This is a genomic window from Akkermansiaceae bacterium (assembly GCA_019634595.1).
Lineage (GTDB): Bacteria > Verrucomicrobiota > Verrucomicrobiia > Verrucomicrobiales > Akkermansiaceae > Luteolibacter.
Genome location: JAHCBC010000001.1, coordinates 391,278 through 408,930, shown reverse-complemented (window position 1 = coordinate 408,930; position 17,653 = coordinate 391,278). Strand labels below are relative to the sequence as shown.

Below are 17,653 nucleotides of genomic sequence, written 5' to 3'. Positions count from 1 at the left end.
GGCGTTTTCAGTTAAGGAGGGAGGACACTCTTGTCCTCCGGCTGCAACCGGAACCAGTAGCAAAGCATCTCACGATAGATCCACTCATCTTTGGCGACGCCAATGCCGCCGTGCGACAGGAGTGTCGCACCTCCTTACTCCCGTCATGCTGAAACCTGCCTCTCTCGCGCTTCTTTTCACAATGGTGGCTGCGACGGCGGAGCCACCCACTTTCCGCAATCCTATCAATCCGTCCGCGGATCCTTGGCTGGCGCATGCGGAGGGCAGCTACCACCTCACCACCACCTCCGGGAACCGTGTCCAGCTCTGGAGCGCACCAACGCTCGCGGAGCTGAAGACCGCTGAACCCGTCACCCTCTGGGAAAAGGGCAAGGGCGTATGGGCGGCGGAGTTCCACCACCTGCCCGGACCGGATGGCACCCGCCGCTGGTATGGCTACTTCACCAAAACCGATGACCGGGACATCGACCATCGCATGTGGGTCATGGAAAGCACCACCGCCAGCATCCGTGGTCCCTATGCCCCGCCGCGGCAGATCCTGACCGATCCGAAGGGCGAATTCTACGCCATCGATGGCCACGTTTTCGAACACGGCGGGCGGCACTACTTCGTTTGGGCCGGGCATCCCGGGCACCGCCTCTACATCAGCCTGATGAGGGACCCCTTCACGCTGGAAGGGCCGCGTGCCATGATCCCGGCGTCCGGCTTCGGCTGCGAGGAGGTGCGCGAGGGTCCCTTCGTCATCCACCACGGAGGACGCACCTTTCTCACCTACTCCGCCTGCGACACCGGAAAGCCGGACTACCAGGTGGGCTACCTCTGGCTCCCCGCCAATGGCGACCCGATGAACCCCGCCTCATGGTTCCAGCATCCCACTCCCCTGCTCTCCCGCAACGACGCCGCCCGCGCCTACGGCCCCGGCCACCATTCCTTCTTCAAGTCCCCGGACGGCAAGGAGGACTGGATCGCCTACCACGCGAAAACCACCGACATCTTCACCTACAAGGGCCGCACCTCACGGGTGCAGAAGCTCACTTGGGACGCCGATGGATTTCCGGAAAAGGTCGTGCCGGTGCCGTTGGAGGCGGAACTGGCGGTGCCGTCAGGTGAGGCTCCATGAAATTTCCATCGGGCGGTCCCGGTAGAGGATAAATCCATGCAACGACGTCAATTTCTGGCCACCACCATCTCACTGGGGGCCGCTCCATTGCTTGCCCAGACAGAAGCCAACAAGAATCCGGCTACCAAGGAACCCGCCCCCGTTTGGCACGACCCGAAGACTTGGGGCGTGGAAGGACGCATCTGCGGGGACGCGGCCCGGGAGCGTTGGTATGATCGTCTTCCGGCGGACGCCAAGGCCAAAGTGACCGAACCTGTCTGGAGGCTCGGCAGGCACAGTGCCGGCATGGCTGTCCGGTTCCGGACGAACTCCCCCATCATCCATGTCCGCTACAAGCTGCTGCTCGACACGCTGGCCATGCCGCACATGCCGGCCACCGGTGCGAGCGGGGTGGATCTCTACGCGAAGGCTCCTGACGGCAAATGGCGATGGGTGGCTGTCAACAAACCCGCCTCGAAGGACATCTCCACGGTCTTGATCCGTGGCGTCTCCCAGGAGGAGCGGGAGTGGATGATGTACCTGCCGCTTTTCAACTGCGTGGATTCGCTGGAGATCGGCGTCAAGGAAGGCTCCAGCTTCCAGGGACTGGCTCCCCGGACCGAAAAGCAGGCGATCTTCTACGGCACTTCGATCACGCACGGAGCCTGTGCCTCCCGTCCGGGGATGACCCATGTGGCGATCCTGGGGCGGCGGCTGGACATCCCCACCGTGAACCTCGGCTTCTCCGGGAATGGAAAGATGGACGCCGCCGTGGGCGACTTTCTGGTTCAGACGGATCCGGCGGTTTTCGTGATCGACTGCCTGCCCAACATGTCACCCGCGGAGATCACCGGACGCACCATCCCGCTGGTGAAGCAACTGCGCGCGAAACATCCCGACACTCCCATCCTGCTGGTGGAAAACAGGCGCCACACGCAGTCATGGATCGACTCATCCTTGCAGACGCTCAACACCGCGAAGCAATCCGCCATGAAGGCCGAGTTCGACAAGCTGAAGGAACAGGGAATCGGGAACCTCCACTATCTCGAGGGCGACGCCCTGCTGGGGGATGATTCCGATGGTGCGACGGATGGCTCCCATCCCAACGACCTCGGCTTCTATCGACAGGCAAATGCCTTCGAGCCGGTGCTCAGGAATATCCTCAAGCTCTGAGCGAGGCAAAGCTCCGGACTGGGACCGCGGGATTTATCCCGCCTCGGAGAATCCAGCCTCTGCGAAGCCAAGCGGGATGAATCCCGCGGTCCCAGTGGAGCCAGCGATGCTCCCCTTTTCACATGATCCGGTCCACCAGCGGTTCGCCGTTCTGGTATCTGCGGAAGTTCCCCAGGAAGTGGTTCACCAAGGTGAGCGATTCGTTTCCATGGCCACCCGCGGTGTGGGGGGTGATGTGGCAGTTGTCCAGCGTCCACAGCGGATGGTCGTCCGCCAGTGGCTCCGGCACGGTCACGTCCAGCCAGGCCGCACCCAGGTGGCCGGACTTCAGCCTCTCATAGAGCGCGTCCTGATCCACCGTCGTGCCACGGCCGATGTTATAGAAAGCCGAGCCGGGCTTCATGGTGGCGAAGCGAGCCGCATTGAAGTAGCCGACGGACTCCGCGTTGTCCGGCAGGATGTTGATCACATGGTCCGCCGTGGCCAGCACGCCGTCCACCTCCGCCGGGGTCACTACCCGCACGCCCTCGTCACCGCGCGGGGTGCGGCGCATGGCGACCACATCCATATCAAAAGGAGCGAGCATCTTCACCAGCGGCGTGGCGATGCCGCCGAAGCCGAGGATCAGCACCTGCTGGCCGCGCAGCGGGCGGTAGGAATTCCGCAGTGCCGTCCACTCCGGATGCCCGTTCGGAACGCGCAGCGCCAGGGAGGCCGGCAGGTTCCGCGCCTGCGCCAGCATGAAGGAAAACACGTGCTCCGCGCATGCATAGGCATAGACTCCGGAGCTGTTCGTCACCACCAAGCCCTTTTCCTTCGCATACGCGCGGAACTCCGGTGTGTCATAGCGGGTGAAGCCCGCCGTGCTGAGGTGGATCCACTTCAGCTTGGATGATGCCTTGATGCTCTCAATCAGCGGCTGGCCGAAGGCGATGTCCGCCTCCACGAACGCCGGATCCGCCTCCGCCTGCGACAGCACGGACGACGCCACCTTTTCCGGCAGGATCAGCCGATGGTGTGCCACGCCCTGCTTCAGGACTTCCAGAGTGTCGGCGTCCAGTTTCGGGTCGGAGAAAATCGTGTGGTCGGGCATGCCGCCAGCTTGGATGCCGCATCAGCGGAGATCAACCGGATATGCAGGTTCCCACCACCAGGATGGACGAATCCCGGACTGCACAGTGGGGAGTAGCGTCATGGCTGCGCCATGACGGTGGGGAAAACCCGCCTGGATCCGACGGGGCCGCATGGAGAAAATGCCATCCATGGTGAACTGGCATCGTAAGGTTGCATCGCTCCACCCCGCCGTGATGGCACAGCCATCCCGCTACGAAAGATGAGACCTGCGGCGAGACGCCGCAGCCGATCTAGAAATAATCCGAGTAATATGATTCCCTCGTCTCGTTCTGCTTCCGATGCCACAGCCCTCTGTCGATGGCGATGAGAGGCAGGTAAACCATCTCGCGAATCTTAATGGATCGAGCCTCATAAGTTGACCGGGGCAACCCGAAAGGCTCCCAGATTAACCCGATACGCTTTGATCGGAGAACCATCTCACCGTGCGGTCCCTTGCCCGCCCCGAAACCCATCGGCACATAAGCGCCATTTTTTGAACAGAACAGATAGCTGCCGACATAGGCCACCGCCAATCCCACCACCAGAAGAATGGCGGTCCTCCTTCTCATGTCAGTCCTCCAGCTTCAGTTTCTTCAGCTTCGGCTCGATGACGGCCTTGCAGTAGGGGTTCTTCGACTTGTTCTCCGCGTAGTAGTTCTGGTGGTAGTTCTCCGCCGGATAGAACTCGGGAGCCTTGGTGATCTCCGTCACGATGGGCTTGTCGAAGTTCGCCTGCGCCGCAGCCTTGGACGCTTCGGCGATCTTCTTCTGCTCCTCGGAGTGGTAGAAGATGGCGGAGCGGTATTGCGTGCCGACGTCATTCCCCTGACGGTTCAGCGTGGTGGGGTCATGCAGGTCCCAGAACCAGGCGAGCACGCGCTCATAGGTGATCTTCTTCGGGTCGAACACGACGACGACGACCTCCGCGTGGCCGGTGGTGCCGGTGCAGATTTCCTCATAGGTCGGCTTGTCCACCTTTCCTCCGGTGTAACCGGAGGTCACGGAAATGACGCCGTCCAGCCGTTGGTAGACGGCGTCCGTGCACCAGAAGCACCCCGCACCCAGCGTGGCGGCTTCCATTCCTTCGGGGATCTTCGGCATTTCGGCGCGGGCTCTTGCGTGGACTGGCATTTTCTTGGCGGGTTCGCAGTGGGCGAGCGCCGGAAAGAGGCACAGGAAGAGCAGGGCAATTCGACGCGTCATGTTCATACGATACACGGAAACGATAGAAATCCGGGAAAAATATCAACTACCATTCGATTCCCACCCCCGTCTCCGGGATCAGGATCTGTTCGCTGATGCCCAGGCGGTCCGCCTCCATCAGCAATCGTTCCACCGGTTCCTCATGCGGCTCATTCCCCAGGGGGAATGTCCCGTAGTGCATGGGGATCATGACTTTAGCCCCCAGTTCCGCGAAGGCCCGGACGGCCTCTTCCGGGTTCATGTGGACGTTCCGGCCGCTGGGTGATTCATACGCACCGATGGGCATCAGCGCGACGTCGATCTCCTGCCGCCGTCCGATCTCCCCGAATCCGTCGAAATACGCGCTGTCCCCGCAGTGGAAGACGCTCTTTCCACCCGCGCGGATCAGGTAGCCGCCGTAGTCCCGGTGGCGGTCATGGATGTAGCGCGCGCCCCAGTGGAAGCACGGCGTGTGGGTAACGTGCAGCTCATTGAACAACAGCTCATCCCACGCGCGCATTTCATGGACGGAGGAAAAGCCCAGCCGCTTCACCAGCGAGCCGCTGCCCCGTGGCACCACGATGCCTTCTTTCGCCTTCAGCACCTTCAGGCTTGGCTTGTGCAGGTGGTCGAAGTGGGCGTGCGTCACCAGCACCAGGTCCACCTCCGGAACCTCCCGCAGTTTCAGCCCCGGCTGACGCAGGCGTTTCACCGGACCGTGCCAGTTCGCCCAGTTCGGGTCCACGATCACGGAGTGCCCGGCGAACTGCACGAAAAACGACGCGTGGCCGATCCACGTGACCCGCACCTTCCCATCCACAGGGGCATCCAGCACAGGCGGGGAATGGCTGCCCGCCGCACGGCTGAACATGCCCGGGACGATGCGGTGCCGCCAGAACTTCAGGTTCCGGGCCGGCCAGCCTTTCTGTGGCAGGAGGCCTGAGTAGTGGGGGTTGAACCCCGGCGGGGGCTGGCTGTCGTTCGGGTTTCCCATGGTCGATTCCGTGGATTCGTTGTTAGGGAAACGCTAGCACCTATCCAGCGTACGCGCCTGCGATTTTCTCCGCCCAATCCTGAGCCCGGGAGGCGAAGCCCCTGTCATCCGCCGCGTAGAGGATGCCGCGGGATACGTTGATGACGTCCGGAGCGGACCGTCCCGCCGCCGCCAGCGACGCCAGATCCCCGCCCTGCGCGCCCAGCCCAGGCACCAGCAGCGGTGCGTCCGGCATTTTTTCGAGCAGTCCGCCCGCATTCGTCAGGCCGAAAACGTAGCCCACATCCGTCTTCCGGCCCTCTTCCTTCGCCCGCTCGCCCAGTGCGGTCACCAGCTCGAACACGGAGCGTCCGTCCGCCAGCTTCTGTTGCTGGAAATCCGCGGATCCCGCGTTCGACGTCAGCGCCAGCAGATAGACCGCCTTGCCCTCCCAGTCGAGGAAAGGCTCGATGGAGTCATAGCCCAGGAACGGATTGAGCGTCACCGCATCCACGTTCCAGTTGGAAAAGTAGCCCTGCGCATAGTATTTCTGCGTCTCGCCGATGTCGCTGCGCTTCGCGTCAAGGATGACCGGGATTTCGTCCGGGATGATCTTCAGCAGGTCCTCCAGCAACTGGATGCCCTCGATGCCCATGGCCTCGAAGTAGGCCATGTTCGGTTTGAACGCCGCCGCCCACGGTGAGGTTTCCCCGATGACCTGCGTCAGGAAATTCCTCGCGAACGATGCGCCACCATCCCCGGGCCGTGGGTCCAGTCCCACGCAAAGGCGGGAGCATGTGGTGTCGATGCGGCGCTGCAGGCGTTCGGTGAAGGTCATGGCGCGGAATATAAAAGGCCTGCGCCGCCAGTCGAACATTTCATGAAACGGAAAGCGGTGCCACGAGGTATCCGACAATCCGCCATGATCTCCGCCCGCACCCTCTTCCTCCTCGCATTTCTGGGCCTCCCAACCGCCGGAGCCACCGGACTTCAGGAAACCTGGCAGACCGGTTATGAGGGCAAGGACGCGACCGGCGCGCACGTGCTGGGCTACTGGAAATTCACCTCCGGCGCGGAGCTGCGGGACAGCTCCGGAAAAGGGCATGACCTCACCCTGTCGGGAGCCGCCACCGGGGTGGAGGGCCACTCCGGTGGGGGCCTGAAGTGCGGATACTCCCCCACCAGTTCCCACTCCGCCAGAGCCAGCGGCGGCGGCCTCAGCCCCTCCGGCCCGTTCACCCTCGAAATGTGGGTGAAGCCCGACCCCGGCGGCAGCCCCGCGGCCTGCCACCTGGTGGACAAACGCTACACGCCGGACAACCACACGGACTATGCGTGGAAGCTCATGGATGCGGAAAAATCCGGCCTGCGCCGCATGTCGCTCGCGCTCGGCTTCGGCTCCACGTCGGAGACCTTCCACTCGGAACCGATGGAGCTGAAGACGGATGGCTGGCAGCACCTCGCCGTCACTTATGATGCGAAAGGGACCGTCACCTTCTACCGTGACGGCTCGCTGGTCAGCCAATCCACCCGGCCCGGCCTAGGCGCGGTGAAGCCGGGACCTAAGAACCTCCACATCGGCGACCGGGTGGGCAGCACCTTTTCGGGATTCCCCGGCACCGTCGATGAGGTGAGGCTGAGCGAAGGCGCGCTGCGTTTTGAAAGCATCGGCCTCCAGATCCGGAGCACCCGCCATGTGTGGGAGCGCATGGAAAAGGCGGAACCCATCGTGGTGACCTGCACGAACCTCCAGCGGAAGACCATCACCGGGGCGCGCCTGACCATCATTTTGGGGGAGAAGATCCAGACTTTGGAAATTCCGCCGCTGGAACCCGGGAAGAGCCATGATTTCCCGATCCCCGTCGATACCACCCTGAAGCCCGCCGCCTACACCCTGGCCGCCCGCCTGGAAAGCGGCGGGACCACCGTGGAGAAGAAGACTCCGCTGGAGATCGTCCCCCGCCCGGCTCCGGCGATGCCCGTCATCCTGTGGGGCGGAGGTGACATCCCGCGCATGAAGGACGCCGGTTTCACCCATTACATGGCGCTTGGCGTGGACAACATGGGGGATATCTGGAAATCCCGCCGGGACCCTGCGGCGGTATTACCCGCAGGAATGCCGGACACCATCGGCAGGAACATGACCTTGCTGGATGACGCGCTGGCCGCAGGCATCCGGGTGATCGCCCGCGTTTCCCCGCGCGGGTATGCGGAGACGCTTCCCGGCATGCTCCGTGTCGGCAGGGATGGCAAGCCGCTCGCTCGGAAGGACATCATCGCACTGAATCCCGAACTGCCGCCTTTCTTCGAAAAGGTGGGCCGCAGCCTGGGGACCACCTATGGAGGCCATCCCGCCTTCAGTGCCACTCTGGTGAACACGGAGGTGAGGGACGCATCCCAACCTTCCTTTTCACCGCTGGAGGTGGACGCCTACCGTGCCTTTTCCGGCAGGGATATCCCGGCGGAGGTGCAGTCCCGCGGCGGTGTGGACTGGCAGACACTCGCGGATTTCCCAACGGATCGCGTCATCCCGGACGACCATCCCATCCTCAGCTACTACCGCTGGTTCTGGACCATGGGGGACGGTTGGAATGCCCTGCACAGTGCCCTGAGCGATGGGGTGAAAGCCACCGCCCGCCCCGGCCACTGGACCTTCCATGATCCGGCCGTGCGCCAGCCTGCCATCAGCGGCGCGGGTGGGAGTGTGGACGTACTGTCCCACTGGACGTACACCTATCCGGACCCGCAGCGCATCGGACTGGCGACCGACCAGATCCTGGCGATGAGCGAGGCCTCCGGCAAAGGCCAGCAGGTCATGAAGATGACCCAGCTCATCTGGTATCGCAGCCAGACCGCCCCGGTCACGAAGACCGCGCCGGATGATCCGGTGCCATGGGTGGACCAAGACCCGGATGCAGCCTACATCACCATCGCCCCCATGCACCTGCGGGAGGCATTCTGGACAAAGCTGTCACGCCCCGTCAGCGGCATCATGTACCACGGCTGGCAGTCGCTCGTCCCCACGGAAAGCGCCAGCGCCTACAAGTTCACCAATCCCAACACCGTCCATGTGCTGCGGGAGCTGCTCCATGACGTCGTCCGCCCGCTGGGTCCCACGCTGATGGCCGTCCCGGATGAACGTGCGGAAGTGGCGTTCCTCGAAAGCTTCACCGCCCAGATGTTTTCCAAACGCGGGGGCTACGGCTACAACAACGGCTGGCCTGCGGACGTCTGGCTGGCACTCCAGCACGCTCACGTCCGCACGGACATCCTCCATGAGAGCACGCTCCTCAAGGACGGTCTGGACGGACGGCGTTTCCTGGTCATGCCTCACTGCGATGTCCTCACCGCATCCGTGGCGGAACGCATCCGGCAGTGGCAGGCACAGGGCGGGAAAATCATCGCGGATGAACACCTCTGCCCGGCCCTGAAGGCGGACGTTCTTCTGCCCGCCTACAAGCGCACACGGAATGCCGCGGCGGACCGCACCGGCCTGCTGGCCATGGCCGGGGAGCTTTCCTCACGGATGACCGCCAGCGGCCATGTCCCGGCCGTCACGGCGGACACACCGGATGCCATCCTCCGCATGCGCCGCTCCGGAGATGCCCGCTATCTTTTCGTCATCAACGACAGCCGCGAGGCCGGCAACTACGTGGGCCAAAACGGGCTGGTACTGGAGAACGGCCTGCCCACCCAAACAGTGGTGACCCTCCCGCAGGACGCCGGCGCGGTGTATGACCTCACCCGCGGACGCCAGCTCCAGCCGCAACGTAGCGAAGGCGGCGCACCACAGCTCCCGGTGGATCTCGGGCCGTGCGATGGGCGCATTTTCATGATCCTCCCCGCCCCTCTCCAGTCGGTCACTGCTGATCTTCCGGACAGCATCAAGCGGGGTGAGACGGCCGAACTGCGCGTCCGCATCACCACCGGCAACGATCAACCGGTGAAGGCGGTGATCCCGCTGGAAGTGAGGATCCGTGACACCAATGGCAAGGAAGCGGAAGGAAGCGGCTACCATGCCGCGAAGGACGGCACGCTCGTCCTGCCGCTTTCCATCGCCACCAACGAGGACCCCGGCTCATGGGAAATCAGGATCAAGGAACTGGCCTCCGGCATGGAAACCACGCGTCACACGAAGGTGCGGCCATGATGCTCACACCTTCGCATCCAGCCATTTTCCCTTGAAATGGAGCCGTGAGAAGATCACCGCCTGCACCGTCAGGTCCGTCGCCAGCACGATCCACACTTGTGTCAGCGTCGGTGAGCCGAACTTCGCCAGCGCGCCCAGCACGCCGATCCGGAAGAAGATCATGCTGCTGAAAGCCCACCGCATGACGATGCCCGTCGCACCCGCCCCGCGCATGGTGTTTTTCAGGATGATGCACGTCGCATAGGATGGCTGCACCAGGCCACAGACGATGAGCAGCGGCGCGGCCAGCTCCACGTGCAAACCACTCCCGGGTGCCATCCAGCCGATGAGCGTGTGGCGGAACAGGATAAAAAGCAGGCCCATCACCCCCATCATCAGCACGCCGGAACCCCAGCACAGGCGCGCGGCCTTCACCGCCATGTCCTTTCTCCCGGCCCCCAGATACTGTCCCACCAGGGTAGCCCCTGCCGTGGCGACCGCGAATCCCGGCAGAAAGCTCATCGCCTCCACCCGGATGGCCAGAATATGCGCTCCCAACGCCCCCGTGACCGGCAGGGAAGCGATGACATGGATGCCGAACGCGTGGATGGACCACATGCCCGCGATCTCCAACGACTGCGGCGCACCCACCCGCAGGATGCGCCGGATGGTGTCCCAGTGCGGTTTCAGGATGCCCAGCGACCAGTGGAGCACCTCCGACCGCCATCTGCCCAGCAGGGATGCCGCGGTCAACAGACCCGCCGCCCAGCCGATGGTGGTGCCCCAGGCGATGCCCTCGATGCCGTGGCCACCCACCGGGGCCGGACCGAAGACGAACAGCCAGCTCAGCCCCATGTTCACCAGATTCACCACCACCATCGCCAGAAAAGGTGTTCGGGTGTCCCCCGCCCCGCGCAGGGCCGCATTCAGCGCGAACATGGTGCCGCTGAACGGACCGGACCACGCCAGCACCCGCAGGAACCTTTCCGCATACATGGCGGCTTCCGGACTGAGGCCGATCCAGCGGATCAACGTCGGGATCCACAGTTGGAGGATCACCAGTGAGACGCATCCGGCGATAAAGCCCAGCCAGATCCCCTGCCCCAGCGCCCGGTTCGCCAGTGCCTTGTCCCTCGCCCCGGTGGCCCGCGCCACCAGCGCCATCACGCCCGTGGCGATGGCCCCTTGGAGGATATTGAAAAACCAGCTCACATAGCCCGCCAGCGCCATGGCATCCAGCACCGCCACCCGGTCCGGGCCTGCCACCATCCGCCCCGCGATCAGCAGGTCGGTCAGTCCGACAAAAAACGCCAGCACCTGCTCCAACAGCGGCCACATCGCCAGGACCATGATCTGGCGCGGCAGCGACAATCCTGCCAGGCGGCCACCCAGACCCGCCGCGGCATCCGGATTTCCGCTGGGGTTGGGGATCGGCTTCGACATGCTTCGCGGGCGAGCGTCCATCACCCGCCGGAATCCGGCAATCTTCAATCCGGCCTCACCTCTGGCGGTGCTCTTTCATCGGGGGAAGAAAATTGAACCACAGATGAACGCGGATGGACGCAGATAAAGAGGATTGCGGGTCAGATTTCCGGGTTTCGATGGAAAGTGATCGCATTACTTTTCCCCAATCATTCTTCATCTGCGGTTAAAAATCCAGTCCCCGCCCTTTCCACAGGGGTTCTAGTCCCCCTTGCATCCCAACCGTCCCCCCCTTAGGCTTGCGGCGTGGCGAGCCATCCACCCGATTCTCCGATCTACCTCAACGGCCAGTTGCTGCTGGCCGATCCTTCGCTGCGTGACGGGATTTTCAACCGCTCCGTCATCCTGCTGGCGGAGCATTCCCCGGATGGCGGGGCGCTCGGACTGATCCTCAACCAACCCACCGGCCATGTGGTGGGTGAACTGCTCAAGGATTCCGATTTCAACGCGCTGCGCAACCTGCAGGTCTATGACGGCGGCCCCGTCGAGCGGGACCAACTCACGTTTTCCGCCCTCTGGTGGAACCACCAGCAGGGCCTCCGCTGGGCGCTCCGCATCTCCGCGGAGGAAGCCATCAAGCACTCCCAGCAGCCCGGCACCCTGGTGCGCGCGTTCATCGGCTACTCAGGATGGTCGTCCGGCCAGCTTGAGAGCGAACTGCGGCGCAACGCCTGGATCGCCACCCGCCCGCTGCCCGACCTGCTGGGGCACGACCATGACAAGTCGCTGTGGAAAGACCTGCTGCGGCCCCTTTCCCCATTCCACCGCCTTCTCGCGGAGGCACCGGAGGATCCCTTCCTCAACTGACTTTCCCTGAATCCACGATCCGTTTCATGTCCGACTCGCCACTTCTCTTCAGCACCATCGACGAAATCATCGCCGAGATCGCCGCAGGCCGCCTCGTCATCGTCGCGGATGATCCATCCCGTGAAAACGAGGCGGATCTGGTGGGAGCCGCCTCCCTCTGTACGCCTGAAATGGTCAACTTCATGGCCATACATGCCCGCGGCCTGATCTGCGCCCCTGTCAGCCCGGAACGCGCCGAGGCGCTGGATCTCCCGCAGATGGCCCGCCGCAACAACGAGGGCCAGAAGACCGCCTTCACTGTCAGCATCGACGCTGCCAAGGACATCACCACCGGCATCTCCGCCGCCGACCGCGCCATCACCGTGCGCCTGTTGGCGGACCCGGACTCCACCTCGGACTCCTTCGTCCGTCCCGGCCACATCTTCCCCATCCAGTCCGTGCCGGGCGGCGTGCTGCGCCGCGCAGGCCACACAGAGGCTGCCGTCGATCTGGCCACCCTCGCCGGCCTCCCTCCGGCGGGCGTGATCTGTGAGATCATCCACGACGACGGCACCATGGCCCGCGTCGGCAACCTTGGCGACTATCAGGCGAAACACGGCCTGAAGGCCTGCACCATTTCCCAGCTCATCGAATACCGCAGGCGGTCGGAGAAACTCGTCTTCCGGGAGCAGACCATCTCCCTGCCGACGGACTTCGGCGACTTCGACTGCCACCTCTACCGCGTCTTCACTGATGGCAGCCACCACCTTGCGCTCAGCCGGGGTGAGATCGATCCGGAAAAGCCGATCCTCGTCCGCGTCCACTCCGAATGCCTGACCGGCGATGTCTTCCAATCGAAACGCTGCGACTGCGGCGGCCAGCTCGCGGCCGCTCTGGAAAGGCTCTCCAACGAAGGCGGCGTCCTCCTTTATCTCCGCCAGGAAGGCCGGGGCATCGGGCTGCCCGCGAAGATCCACGCCTACAAGCTCCAGGAAGAAGGCCTCGATACCATCGAGGCCAACGAGAAGCTCGGCTTCGGCTCCGATCTCCGGGACTACGGCATGGGCGCGCAGATCCTCCATGACCTGGGCGTGCGGAAGATCCGCCTCATGACCAACAACCCGAAGAAGGTCGTGGGTCTCGAAGGGTATGGGCTGGAAATCGTCGAGCAGATGCCCATCAGCCTGCCGTCGAATCCGCACAACCACAAATACCTGGAGACGAAGCGGACCAGGATGGGGCATACGCTGTGAGTGAGGAGGGAGGACATTGCGGCAGAGCCGCTATGTCCGCTGCGCTCCCATTCCTGTCCTCCGGCTGCAATGGGAATCCATAGCAAAGGCAATCCCTAGCAGCATCCTCGAAGAATCTCCTTTCTTCTCTGCGCTTCTTTGTGGCCTTTGCGACTTTGCGGTAGATCTTTTCTGACTCGCCAATGCCGCCGAGGGACAAGAGTGTCCCTCCTCCTTACTCCACAACTCCTTCCAGCACCTCCGCCGCGATTCCCGTTCCTTCGTGCATCAGCACGATGTCCCCTCTCTCCACGGGCAGGATCTTCTCCAGCACCTTTGACGCATCTTTCTCCACCGCGTCAAAACCCCTGCGGCTCCATGCCATGACTTCCATCCCCAGTTCCGCCGTGACGGGATGGGTGAAAAGATTCCGGTGGCCCACCGGAGCGCGGAACAATCCGGGCGTCACGCCGGTGGCTTCCGCGATGACCTCCTGGCACTCCACGATCTCCCTCCGGGTGCGCCACGGTCCGGCACACCAGAAAGTCGCCTGCGGGTGGGTCATGGTATGGTTCCCGAGTTCATGTCCGCGCCGGACGATCTCACGCGCCAGTTCCGGATGCGCCCGCACCTTTTCCCCGATGAGGAAGAACACGGCCTTCCGCCCATGGCGGTCCAGCAGATCGAGCAGGACGGGCGTTTCGTCCGGACACGGGCCGTCGTCGATGGTGATGAGCGGAGGCCGGCCTTCGCGGAAATCCGTCACCGGCCCCAGCCATTGGCAGCGCGGACGCAGGACCGCCAGGCAATAGACCACGGAGATGGACATGCCGACGATGATCGCCCAGGTCCAGCCCCAGAACCAATGGTCCACAAAGGCGATGAGATGCAGGCCGAAGAACAGGGAAAGCCGCCAGACCATGCCCGGCCAGCCGGAGATCCTCATGGTCATCCCCAGCAGCAGGATCAGATGAGCCGCCGCATTGAGGGCGAAAACACCGAGCCACAGCCAGGCGAACCACGCGGCAGGGTTCCCGGCATCCTTCCGCCACCAGCCCCACGCGGTCAGAAGCAGCAGCCAGCTCCACCACTGGGCGGTGACTCTCTTTCCCGGCACGAAGAACGCCAGCACGTTCAGCACGATGAAACCCACCGGCAGCACCAGCAGCCAGCCCACCCACGGCCCGGTCCACCGCACCAGCCACTCGGAGATCGCGGCAAAGACCGTCAGCGCGACGACCCAGCCGAGCAGCAGGCGCTCCCCGGCGTGCATGGCGCGGAACTCCGTCCGCTCGAAGCCGTCCGCCACCCAGCGCCGACCGGGGCCTCCAAAGACCCGGAACAGCGCGGAGACGGCACGGTTTCCTCCGGCATCACCGCTGCCGGTCATTCCCATTCGATGCTCGCCGGGGGCTTGGTCGAAACATCATAGAGCACGCGGTTGATGCCCTTCACCTCATTGAGGATGCGGTGGCTGGTCTCACGCAGGAGCTGGTAGGGCAGCTCCACCCAGTCCGCGGTCATGGCATCCTCCGACACCACGGCGCGGAGGGAAATGGCCCACTCGTAGCTGCGCTCGTCGCCTTTCACGCCCACGGTCTTCACCGGCACCAGACCGGCGTAGGCCTGCCACACGCGGTCATACCAACCGTGCTCCTTGAGCTTGCCGATGAAGATGGCGTCGCAGTCGCGGATGATGCGCAGGCGCTCCTCATTCACCACGCCCGGGCAGCGCACGGCGAGGCCGGGACCGGGGAATGGATGGCGGTTGAGGATGTCCGCGGGAATACCCAACGCGAGGCCGAGTTCCCGCACCTCGTCCTTGAAAAGTTCCGCCAGCGGCTCCAGCACCTTGCCCTGCGCCTGCAGTTCCAGGATGCGGTCCACGCGGTTGTGGTGGGTCTTGATTTTGGATGCCTTCGACTTCGCGTTCGACGCGCTCTCAATCACGTCCGGATAGAGCGTGCCCTGGGCGAGCATCTCCGCATCCCCCACCGAGTCCCAGAAGACGTCGATGAACAGGTTGCCGATGATCTTCCGCTTCTGTTCCGGGTCATCCACGCCATCCAGCGCGGTCAGGAATTGCTCCGCGCAGTCCACCGTCTCGATCGGCACGCCCATGCGGGCGAAATTCGCGCGGACCTCGTCGCCCTCGTCCTTCCGCATCAGGCCGTGGTCCACGAAGATGGCGCGGACATTCGCACCGGCCTCGTTCAGCAATACGGCGAGTACCGTACTGTCCACGCCGCCGGAGACACCGCAGACGATCTGCTTCGTGCCGACGGTCGCGCGGATGCTCTCGATCATCTCGCGCTTGAAGTCGTCGATCTTGAACGGCAGCAGGTCCTTCGCGTGGGAGAGGAAGTTTTTCAGGATTTTCAGGCCCTGGTGGCTGTGGGTCACCTCCGGGTGGAACTGGATGCCGAAGCAAATGTCGCTCCACTGGAGGGAAACCGGCGTGCCATGCTGGTTGCGGGCGATGACGCGCGCGCCGTCCGGGATGACCTTCACCGTATCCGAGTGGCTCATCCACACCTGGGAGGAGGCGGAAACGTCTTCATACAGTCCGGTGGACTCCTCCACCAGCAGTTCCGCAGGGCCGTATTCGCGCCGTGAACTCGCCTCGACCGAGCCGCCGAACTTGATGTTCAGGAGCTGCATGCCGTAGCACACGCCCAGCACCGGCACGCCAAACTCCATCAGCTTTTCAAAGTCCAGGTCCGGGGCATCCGCCTCGCTGGTGCTCTTCGGCCCGCCGGAAAGGATGATGGCACCGGGCTGGCCGATGTCCGGAAAATCCTCGATCGCATAGAGCTTCGCGAAGTAACCCAGTTCCCGCACGCGGCGGACGATGAGCTGGGTGTACTGGGAGCCGAAATCGAGGACGGCGACGTGGTGTTGGTCGTGCATTGCTGAGAAAATTCTAAATTTTAAATCCCAAGCACTAAACGGAGATCTTTACTACAGGCTTCGAGCTCTTCGTTTCGGATTTAGTGCTTAAGATTTAGTGCTTAACTGATCGGTTGATAGTTGGTCGGCTCCTCGGTCATGACGATGTCATGCACGTGGCTTTCGCGGAGGCCGCCTGCGGTGATGCGGACGAAGTTGGCCTTCTCCCGCAGTTCCGTGAGGGACGAGGCACCGACGTAGCCCATGCCGGACTTCAGGCCGCCCATGAGCTGGAAAATGACATCGGAGAGGGCACCCTTGTAGGGCACGCGGCCCTCGACGCCTTCCGCGACGAGCTTGCCGGAGCTGTTCTGGCTGTAACGGTCACCCGCGCCTTTTTGCATCGCGCCGAGCGAGCCCATGCCGCGGTAGGTCTTGAAGCGGCGGCCGCCGGAGTGAACCGTCTGGCCGGGGCTTTCCTCGGTGCCTGCCAGCAACGAGCCGAGCATGACCAGGTCAGCACCTGCGGCGATGGCTTTCACGACATCCCCGGAGTAGCGGATGCCTCCGTCAGCGATGACTTTCACGCCGTGTTCGCGGCAGTAGTCCGCCACGTTCCGGATGGCGGTGAACTGGGGCATGCCGACACCGGCGATGACCCGCGTGGTGCAGATGGATCCCGGACCGACGCCGACTTTCACGGCGCTGGCACCGGCGGCGACCAGATCCCTCGCCCCGTGCTCCGTCACCACGTTACCGGCGACCACCGGGCGGTCGGAAAGGCCGCGCAGTTTCTCGATCACCCCCATCACGTGGCGGGTGTGGCCGGTCGCGGCGTCGATGAAAAGGGCATCCGCACCGGCTTCGATGAGCGCCTTGGCGCGATCCACGCAGTCAGGCCCCACGCCAACCGCAGCGCCGCAACGGAGCTGGCCGTTGGAGTCCTTCGCGGCGTTGGTGAAGGTGATGCGCTTCTCGATGTCGGAGCCGGTGATGAGTCCGGCCAGACGGCCGTCCGCGTCCACCAGCGGCAGCTTCTCGATTCGGTTCTGGTAAAGGATGCGGCGGGCTTCCTCCAGACTGGTGCTCGGCGGCGCGGTGATCAGCTTCTCGCGCGGGGTCATCACATCCGCCACGGTGACGTCCTGGCGGTCCAGATAACGGACATCCCGCCCGGTGACCATGCCCTCCAGTCGGCCATCACCGTCCACGACGGGGAAACCGGAGAAACCATTCTGGATCATGATCGCCCGCACGTGGGCGACGCTGTCCTCCTTGCGGACGATGTGGGGTTTCAGGATCACCGCGTTCTCGGAACGCTTCACCCGGGAAACCATCGCCGCCTGATCGTCGATGGGGCACGCCCGGTGGATGACACCGATACCGCCTTCACGGGCGAGCGAGATCGCCAGATCATGCTCGGACACCGTGTCCATCGCCGCGGAAACCACGGGAATGTTCAACTGGATACCCGCTGTGACGTGGGTGGAAAGGTCCGCTTCTCCGGGAAGCACGGCGCTGTAAGCCGGCACGAGAAGCACATCATCAAAGGAAAGGCCTAGGGAAATCTCCGCCATGGGGGAGTCAATAGAAGC

General features: G+C 63.6%; 13 protein-coding genes. 5 read left to right on the top strand and 8 right to left on the bottom strand.

The window, feature by feature from the left end; genetic code table 11:
- Positions 1-145 precede the first annotated feature (145 nt).
- The gene (locus KF712_01735; GenBank protein ID MBX3739685.1) at positions 146-1,120 is read left to right on the top strand and encodes a glycoside hydrolase family 43 protein; all 975 of its coding nucleotides are present in this window, start codon (positions 146-148) and stop codon (positions 1,118-1,120) included.
- A 36-nt stretch (positions 1,121-1,156) separates the two neighbouring features.
- Positions 1,157-2,272, top strand: coding sequence for an SGNH/GDSL hydrolase family protein (locus KF712_01730; protein MBX3739684.1), 1,116 nt, complete (start codon positions 1,157-1,159; stop codon positions 2,270-2,272).
- 118 nt (positions 2,273-2,390) lie between these two features.
- Here the strand turns inward: KF712_01730 and KF712_01725 are convergent, their stop codons facing one another.
- The 4 genes from KF712_01725 to pyrF all read right to left on the bottom strand — a co-directional run bounded on the left by KF712_01725 (position 2,391) and on the right by pyrF (position 6,378).
- Entirely contained in the window at positions 2,391-3,365 is a 975-nt protein-coding gene (locus tag KF712_01725; GenBank protein ID MBX3739683.1) for a D-2-hydroxyacid dehydrogenase, read from the bottom strand.
- Positions 3,366-3,955: 590 nt separating this feature from the next.
- On the bottom strand, positions 3,956-4,516 hold the full coding sequence (gene msrA / locus KF712_01720) for a peptide-methionine (S)-S-oxide reductase MsrA (GenBank protein MBX3739682.1): 561 nt from the start codon (positions 4,514-4,516) through the stop codon (positions 3,956-3,958).
- A 118-nt stretch (positions 4,517-4,634) separates the two neighbouring features.
- Positions 4,635-5,561, bottom strand: coding sequence for an MBL fold metallo-hydrolase (locus tag KF712_01715; GenBank protein MBX3739681.1), 927 nt, complete (start codon positions 5,559-5,561; stop codon positions 4,635-4,637).
- A 40-nt stretch (positions 5,562-5,601) separates the two neighbouring features.
- Positions 5,602-6,378, bottom strand: a complete 777-nt coding sequence (gene pyrF, locus KF712_01710; GenBank protein ID MBX3739680.1) for an orotidine-5'-phosphate decarboxylase — start codon at positions 6,376-6,378, stop codon at positions 5,602-5,604.
- Positions 6,379-6,462: 84 nt separating this feature from the next.
- Here pyrF and KF712_01705 point away from each other — a divergent pair, with 84 nt between their 5' ends.
- The gene (locus KF712_01705; protein ID MBX3739679.1) at positions 6,463-9,690 is read left to right on the top strand and encodes a LamG domain-containing protein; all 3,228 of its coding nucleotides are present in this window, start codon (positions 6,463-6,465) and stop codon (positions 9,688-9,690) included.
- 3 nt (positions 9,691-9,693) lie between these two features.
- Here KF712_01705 and KF712_01700 read toward each other — a convergent pair whose 3' ends face one another.
- The gene (locus KF712_01700; GenBank protein MBX3739678.1) at positions 9,694-11,112 is read right to left on the bottom strand and encodes an MATE family efflux transporter; all 1,419 of its coding nucleotides are present in this window, start codon (positions 11,110-11,112) and stop codon (positions 9,694-9,696) included.
- 285 nt (positions 11,113-11,397) lie between these two features.
- Between KF712_01700 and KF712_01695 the strand changes: the two genes are divergently transcribed.
- Together KF712_01695 and KF712_01690 are read left to right on the top strand one after the other, a co-directional pair.
- Complete coding sequence (locus KF712_01695; GenBank protein ID MBX3739677.1) at positions 11,398-11,958, top strand: YqgE/AlgH family protein; 561 nt, start codon at positions 11,398-11,400, stop codon at positions 11,956-11,958.
- Between the two features lie 26 nt (positions 11,959-11,984).
- Positions 11,985-13,190 (top strand): bifunctional 3,4-dihydroxy-2-butanone-4-phosphate synthase/GTP cyclohydrolase II, encoded by a 1,206-nt coding sequence (locus KF712_01690; protein MBX3739676.1) that lies wholly within the window; start codon positions 11,985-11,987, stop codon positions 13,188-13,190.
- A gap of 214 nt (positions 13,191-13,404) precedes the next feature.
- Here the strand turns inward: KF712_01690 and KF712_01685 are convergent, their stop codons facing one another.
- From KF712_01685 to guaB, 3 genes are all read right to left on the bottom strand, one after another.
- Positions 13,405-14,559: a polysaccharide deacetylase family protein gene (locus KF712_01685; GenBank protein MBX3739675.1), complete on the bottom strand. Its 1,155-nt coding sequence runs from the start codon at positions 14,557-14,559 to the stop codon at positions 13,405-13,407.
- Positions 14,556-16,079, bottom strand: coding sequence for a glutamine-hydrolyzing GMP synthase (gene guaA, locus KF712_01680; GenBank protein MBX3739674.1), 1,524 nt, complete (start codon positions 16,077-16,079; stop codon positions 14,556-14,558). The genes KF712_01685 and guaA overlap by 4 nt, the downstream gene beginning before the upstream one ends.
- Positions 16,080-16,180: 101 nt before the next feature.
- A complete protein-coding gene (gene guaB, locus KF712_01675) occupies positions 16,181-17,635 on the bottom strand; it encodes an IMP dehydrogenase (protein ID MBX3739673.1) in 1,455 nt (484 codons plus the stop codon).
- Between the last annotated feature and the right edge of the window lie 18 nt (positions 17,636-17,653).